The 7,079-nt window shown below is 53.6% G+C and carries 7 protein-coding genes; all 7 read right to left on the bottom strand.

Annotated elements, in window-relative coordinates:
- Nucleotides 1–1,703, bottom strand: a 1,703-nt coding sequence (locus tag ACUVTA_RS07840; protein WP_445952398.1) for a glycosyltransferase, incomplete at its 3' end; no start/stop codon positions are given.
- Between the two features lie 87 nt (nt 1,704–1,790).
- Nucleotides 1,791–2,159, bottom strand: a complete 369-nt coding sequence (locus tag ACUVTA_RS07835; RefSeq protein ID WP_445952397.1) for a hypothetical protein — start codon at nt 2,157–2,159, stop codon at nt 1,791–1,793.
- A 3-nt stretch (nt 2,160–2,162) separates the two neighbouring features.
- Complete coding sequence (fliS, locus tag ACUVTA_RS07830) at nt 2,163–2,525, bottom strand: flagellar export chaperone FliS (protein WP_445952396.1); 363 nt, start codon at nt 2,523–2,525, stop codon at nt 2,163–2,165.
- A gap of 3 nt (nt 2,526–2,528) precedes the next feature.
- Nucleotides 2,529–2,954, bottom strand: coding sequence for a flagellar export chaperone FliS (gene fliS, locus ACUVTA_RS07825; protein ID WP_445952395.1), 426 nt, complete (start codon nt 2,952–2,954; stop codon nt 2,529–2,531).
- A gap of 18 nt (nt 2,955–2,972) precedes the next feature.
- Nucleotides 2,973–4,340: a flagellar filament capping protein FliD gene (gene fliD / locus ACUVTA_RS07820; RefSeq protein ID WP_445952394.1), complete on the bottom strand. Its 1,368-nt coding sequence runs from the start codon at nt 4,338–4,340 to the stop codon at nt 2,973–2,975.
- 42 nt (nt 4,341–4,382) lie between these two features.
- The gene (locus tag ACUVTA_RS07815; RefSeq protein WP_445952393.1) at nt 4,383–4,754 is read right to left on the bottom strand and encodes a flagellar protein FlaG; all 372 of its coding nucleotides are present in this window, start codon (nt 4,752–4,754) and stop codon (nt 4,383–4,385) included.
- Entirely contained in the window at nt 4,744–6,768 is a 2,025-nt protein-coding gene (locus ACUVTA_RS07810) for a tetratricopeptide repeat-containing glycosyltransferase family 2 protein (protein ID WP_445952392.1), read from the bottom strand. Before ACUVTA_RS07810 ends, ACUVTA_RS07815 begins: the two co-directional genes overlap by 11 nt.
- Nucleotides 6,769–7,079: the final 311 nt, after the last annotated feature.

Here is a 7,079-nt window from a genome sequence, read left to right as displayed (position 1 = left end):
TCAAAGGCGTGGGCGATCGCCGCGGTTATCCTTGCCAGCTCAGCCTCCTCTTCCACAGTTATAGAAGATACATCCGCTTTATTAGGCGCACTTCGGGCGGCAGGTTCAGAAGCCGGAACCTTCGCCGCCAGTCGTACCACCCGCGGACGGTACCAGCCGCTTTCCCATAAATCAGGCTGTTCCCGGAAAACCGCTTCTACCAGGGCCAGGTTTTCCGCCGCGCCGGTAACCGCAGGATCAAGCCGCAAGGCGGTCTCATAAGCAATCTTTGCCGAGCCAAAGTCACCAAGCCCCGCCACGGCGCTACCGAGCGCCGCCCAAGTCTCTGCAGAACCAACTTCAGTTTCTAAGCAGGTCAATAAGCATTTAGCCGCCGGCGCAAACTCCTGCCTCTCTAAATAGAGCAGCCCGAGGTTGTAATTAACATCCGCGTTGTCCGGTGCCGCCGCCAGCGCCTGCTCAAAAAGTTTCTGCGCTCTACTCCTTTTGCCGGCCGTGTAGGCCTGAAAACCTTGCGCTAGTAACTCATCAACGTTACTCTTTTGCGCCTTCACCACCCTACCGCCCCTTTCCCTGTCTTTTACAAGCTCCCGGAAGCGGGCCTTTGCCTTAGCCGCCGCCTTATCCCAAGTGAATTTCTGCCGTATCTCCGCTGCTGCTTGCGCCCCTAAAGTCCGGGCCTCACCCGGGTTTTCGTAAACCCACCGCATAAGGTGAGCCAAATGCTCCACGTCCGGCTCCGCCCAGTAAGGATAGCCCACCGTTTCGAAGTTTCCCGCCCGCTTTTCCGTAGCCAGAACAACCCGGGCGTCAATTAACAGCGCATTTTCTTTATGGCAGAAATCTAGACAGGCTCCGTAGCGCGTAACGATCACCGGCAGGCCACAGGCCATTGCCTCCGCTACCGGTAGGCCGAAGCCTTCACCTCGGTGGGGGTGCACCAAACAGTCGCAGGCCCGGTAGAGCCCCGCCATCTCCGCCTCTCGCAAAGAATCATTAAGGTAGAGAATCTCCGGCGTGCCCTTCCGCCGCCTCAACTCCTCTATCTTCGCCCCTAACCCCTGCCCGCGATAGAAAGAATCCGTGCCGAAATCCTTCACTACAAGGCAGACATCATCCTCCGCCGAAAAGGCCCTGAAATAGGCCTCCAGCAAAACATCCGGCCCCTTCCGGGGAATGGTTCCGCCCACAAACAAGAACCTAAACGCTTTTTCCGTTGGAAGCGGAAGCGGTACCACCTCGGGGTTAAAGATCGCGGGATTTATCCCTAAGGGAATCACGGCCACCTTTTGCGGATCAACACCGCTCTGGATATAGGAGTCACGTACAAAACTCGAGCAGGCCCAAATTTCGGCTACCGCCGGGCTATTGGCGAATTTTACCCACTCCACCGGCAAGGAACCGTACTCCCAGGGCTGCATCCAGATGAGCCGCCCCTCGGCCGGTGTAAATAAGGGCGGCCAGCGGTGGCGCACCGTAAAGTCGACCTGGACTGGCCGTCGCCCAAACCGCGCCGCCAAGAAGACAAAGCGTGGGTCAACCGCCTGGTCGAACTGATCGGGCTCGTAAGGCGTAAGCCCTATCTCCAACTCCTCATCCTGCAGCAACGCCAGGACGAGTTCCCGGTTCACCAGCGCTAAACTGTGGTAAACAAAGAAAGAACCTTCCCAGACAATCCCGCACTTTTCGTCAGATCGCGACAAAACCATCCTCCTCCCAATAACCGGTCGTTGGTCGTCAGTCATCGGACGTCAGAACATAGCTAAAGGACAAGACGCAGGTGCAGATACTCAGCGTCTTTTATCGAAGAAATGAGCTGTCGGGACACTCCCCGCTTTAAAATAAGCTTGTAGCGCTTCCTGCCCTTGGTGCACGCGGGCTATTTCCTCCCTTATCTCGCCGAGCCAACCCGCCAGCAGCTCCTGCGCCTGCTTCTCTTCCTGGAGAATCTGCTCTAGTAAAGATGTGTTTGCCGGAGTTTCATTCGCGGCAAGACTAGTCAATACTCGCACGATCTCTGCCTTTAGCTTTTCTTTTATCCCGATTACCTCTTGCAAGGTCTCTACCGGTGCTCGCTGCTGAATTGCCTCCTTTTGTACTGTAGCCAGTTTGAGCCAGTAGCCAAGTAAGGTGCAAAGTCCCTCGCTACACCTTTCCATAGCTCATATCCCCGCAGCCGCAGCGCCAAACGACACCGCCCTCGTTCCAGAAGTAACTACCGCCGTGGCCCAGGCCTCCCGCAGCTCCCTCAAGTATCCCAGAACCTCGATAAGCGGCGCCTTTTCTCTCTTCTCGTTCACCTCGAGTAGCCGCCGGTGGAAGTAGTCGTAAAGCTTAGCCAACGACTCAGCCACCTCGTATTGCATATTCAGCGCGCTCTTTAGCTCCGTAATAATGCTCTGTGCACGGATGATAAACCGGTTAGCCTCCTCGTAATCACCGCTCTCTAAGGCTTCCCCCGCCCGCGCGAGAAAGTCTATCGCCCCGTCATAAAGCATCAGCAAAAGCTGGCCTTTATCTTCCATAGCCTAAACCTCCATTCCTGCAGCACTCGGCGGTACCGCTGCTCCCGCACCTACCGCCGCGATAACCTCAGCCCAAACCGCGCGTAGTTCCCGAAGGTAGCCCTGGACCTCGGCTATAGGGATACCGTCTTTTTTAACGTTCGCTTCGACTAACCGGCGATTGAAATAATCGTAAAGTTGGTATAGCGATTGCGCAACATCGTACCGCATATCAAGCGAACTGGTTAACTCCGCAATGATGTCCTGAGCCCGGACAATAAGCCGGTTTGCCTCTTCAAAATCTTTCCTTTCCAGAGCGTCAACCGCCCGGGAAAGGAAGTTAATCGCCCCATCATAGAGCATCAACAGGAGTCGGCCGGGCGGCGCAGTAGCTATTGCGGCCGCGAAATATTCGTTCTGGGCAGCGCTTTTTTTTGCCAAATATTGCACGTTACCACTTCTCCTTTACTATTTCCGAATTCCGGTTCCCGATGTTTGGCCGAGTTGCATCGCCAACCAGTTACTCTGCGCACTCATCGCCGTTAGCGCTTCTTCAAGCGCGGTGAACTGCCGCCAGAGGTTTGCTTCGCGAATAGATAGGCGTTCTTCCATCCTTGCAACCTGTTCCCCAATATCCTTGATCTGGCCTGCCAATGAACCTCTCTTTGCTGCTATAAAGCCGGTGCCGCTTACATTCCACAGGTTCAGGGTAGCATCCATCCGGGTAGCCACGCCGTCGTTCCCGTTTGCCGATGAAGCGCCGAACAAAAGTGCTACCTTATCCGGCTTCGTAGCCAACACCTCAGTAAGTTTGGCTTCGTTTACCGTAAGGGTCGCCTCCTTACCCGAGGTGGTAATCCCGATAAGGTGTAGAGCATTAAGCGTGGGATCGGCGGTACTGATAATTTCCGAAACCTTGCGCCGCAACTGGTTTTCTAAATCCATAAGCGCCCGGTCTCCCTGAAGCAGACCCGCAGTCTTGGTAGCCGGATCATAGCTAAGTTTTTGGGAAATATCACTCATAAGCGCATTATAGCTTTTCACAAAGGCTTTAATCTTGTTAACCGCAGTCTGGGTATCATTCTTTACCTCTAAGGTAACGGTGGTGGCCGAAGTTCCTTTTAGCGTTAGGGTAACGCCGCTGAGCACATCGGAAATGGTATTAGTACTCCGGGTAATGGCAAGGCCATTCACCGTGAATGAAGCATCCTGCGCCGCCACCAGTTGATTCTTGATGGCTCCGTCAGTCTTCAAGATGCCTAGCGACTTCAAAACTCCGGTTGTGGCGTCATCCACCAAATTGATCTCACTGGCTGCGCCGGTACTTTTACTGGTAAGGACTACCCGGTTATCAACAATCGTCGCCGTGACCCCAGCGTTAGCATTGTTAATCTTCTCTCTAACGCTGTTAAGACTGTCGGTCTCTTCTACCGTTACACTTTTCCCGTTAATTGTAAAGGTCCCACTGAAACCAAGCGCTGCCGTCGGATCAGCAAACCGGTCTGAAGCTATGCTATGGGCCTGGGCAAGCTGGGTAACAGTAATAGAGTAGGTAGCCACGGCAGCAGTAGAAGAGGCAGTTGCTGTAACCACGCTCTCGTTCGAAGACGTAACCACACGGCCGGTATAAGTAGACATTAACTTTAAGTCAAGGAGCTTACTGTGGAGATCGTTAAGTTTCGCCTGTATTTCGTCCCAAGCGACTTTCTGCTTCTCCAAAACGGCTTTCTTACGGTTTAAAAGCTCTACCGGCTGCCGTTCAATCGCCATCAGCTTATTAATGATATCTTCTGTATTCAGGCCAGACATAACCCCTGTTATCCGCATCGTCGTCATAAGGAGTTCACCCCTTTCTATGTCTTCTAAAAGCAATTCGCTTTAAATCTTCTTATCGACCAACATGCCAATGAGCTTTTTCATTTCGGCCACCATATCGAGTATCTTCTGGGGTGGAATCTCTCGCAAGACCTCGCCAGTATCCCGGTTGACTACCTGAACCACCACTTCATGGGTGGCCTCATGAATCCGGAATCGTAGCTCATACCAAGTCATCTCCATTACAAGATTCAGACGGCCAACCAAATCCTCTAACCAGGCCTTACTCACTCCTTTATGCTTTCCGGTTTCTTTATCCTCTCCTGGCGGTTGTTCCGGTTTCTCTACCTTCCCGGGTAAGGTAGCCGCTTTCTCGACAAAATGCCTGGATGTCTCCGCAGCCGGTTTTACTGGTTCGGAAGCTTCAACGCGCACAATAGGCTCCCTCCTCGATATTTAAGTTCACTGCCGCCTCCAAACCCCTTAACGCCATTTTTAGCAGTGATGACTCAGGAAACCTTTGCAGCCCCACGGTAATTATCGCTTGTGCCTCCCGGTAGCGGCGTAACCGGGTAAGAATGCTAACGAGTGCCGTATAATACCGTAAGCATCCCTCATCAAGGTCGAGCGCGAAACGATAAAAGACTGCCGCCTCCTCCAAGAATCCTTTCGCCGCCGCAATCTCACCGAGCATCGCCATTGCCTCGCCATCCCGCGTACCCGCATGTACCGCGGATAGCAACTCCTCTCCCGCCAGATCCGTAAAGCCGTGCCGGAAGTAGAGTTTACCCAACCGCAGGTGGCGCTCAGGCGATGGAATCACGTCTATAAGCGGTAACGCCTCTTCGAATTTTTTGAACTCCCCGAGTTCAAGCAGCTTGCCGAGTAAATCGAGAAGAATCCGCTGGTACCGCACGCGGTCCCCACCGGCTACGACCGGCAAAGACGGAAGCACCCCACCAGTAAGCGCCGCAAAGGCCCGGTAAACCTGAACGTGTAACGCCCATTCTTCTTCCTGACCCGCGGCCTCTAAGAGCGCTACCGCTTCAGGAACCTTCCCTCCCATTATTAGACAGAAGGCACGACTTAAAAGCGCAGGCATCCGGTAGGCCCCAGTTTCAAGAGCCGCGAAGCAGTCACTCGCCTCGGCGTAGCACCCAAGGTTCAACAGTAGCTCCCCTTTGAGAAAAAGAAGCCGCTGCGATACGCCACTACGGGCTAATGCTGCTTCAAGATACTGCAGCGCTTCCCGGTAACGTTTTTCCAGGCTAAAAGCCTGGCTTAAAGCTATCAAGGTATCCGGATCATCCAAATCGAGGTGTCGGGCGAAAAACGCCGTAACCGCCTGGATGTCCTCCCGGGGGAGAAGAATGCTGGCCAAGTTATAAACCGGCCCTAAAAAATAGCGGTTAGCCTTCAAAGCTTGGGTATAAGCTTTTACCGCCTGCCCATAATCACCGAGCTGCTCGTAAGCCTGACCCAGCCCGTACCACGCCCGGTAGCTTCCTACACCCTGCTGAGTAATATGGCAGGTGGCCGACTCGCCCCGGGCAAGGCATTCCTGGTAAGCCGCCACCGCGGCGCCAAAATTCTTCATGTCGGCGTAAACACAAGCCTTTAAAAACAGCAGGTCTGTATAATCCGGATAAGCCTCGACCGCATCCGCAAGCACCGCCAACGCTTCTTCATAACGTTTAAGTTCTTTCAGGCACAGAACGATATTTCTGAGCAGTACTGAAGCGTAAGCGACTTCCAGAGAAGGCAGCTTATGAAAGGCCTTTTGAAACTCTTTGAGCGCCGCGGCGTACTTTCCCAGCCGGAGGTACTCCACGCCCAGATTAAACCTTACAAAGTTGTCCTGGGGTCGCTTTACAACCTCTTCTTTAAGGATCTTGAGGTTCCGCTGGATCTTTTCTTTTTTTAGGGTAGTTTGATTTAAATAACCGTAATGGTTTATCCGGACATCCGAAAAGGCTACTCTACCACCATACTGCTGCACACAGGCTACAATCTGTTCGTGGATGGCTCCACTGAAGCGGAATTCGGGACGGTTGCGAAAAACCCGGAAGGTAGGATTTATCACGGCGTCGACTCCGGGCTTATCGCCCACGAAGTTGATCTCTGTCAAATAGTAGCCATCCGCTGCGTTGGCGGCAATCAACTCCCGGAGCTTCGGCCCGTCACCCGTCACCAGCTCCTCATCAGCATCGAGGAAAATAATCCAGTCCCCGGTTGCCTTCTCTAAAGAAACGTTCCGGGCAGCACTAAAGTCACCAGTCCAGGGAAAGTGATAAACTTGGGCCCCGAAATCCGTAGCAATAACCACCGTTCGGTCCGTGGAGCCGGTATCCACCACGATAACTTCATCAACTACTCCCTGGACACTTCGTAGGCAACGGGGCAAGTCTTCTTCCTCGTTTTTAACAATCATACAAAGGGAAAGTTTCATTTATTAGATCCCCCTTCACCGTTGTTATTCGGCAAAAGGAAGGAAAACTTGAGAAAAAGGCACGGAATCGAGTAGGAGGGGGTGACAAGCCCCCGTCCTCCCACACCACCGTACGTACCGTTCGGTATACGGCGGTTCACAAAAGGATAGCGAAGTTCAACGGTACCGATCCGCCAAGCTCGTGAGCCCTTGGTCGCGCCAGTAGGCGAGGCCGAGGGCTTTATTAACCTGCGGGGTCTTGGCTAAATGCCAGTATCCGCTCCCTTGTTCTGCTCGATACGGCGCAGGGCGCGGAGCATGTTGCCCCGCTC

It is taken from the genome of Thermodesulfitimonas sp. (assembly GCF_052743955.1).
Note: the sequence above shows the minus strand (reverse complement) of the source record. Positions and strands in the feature narration are given on the sequence as shown.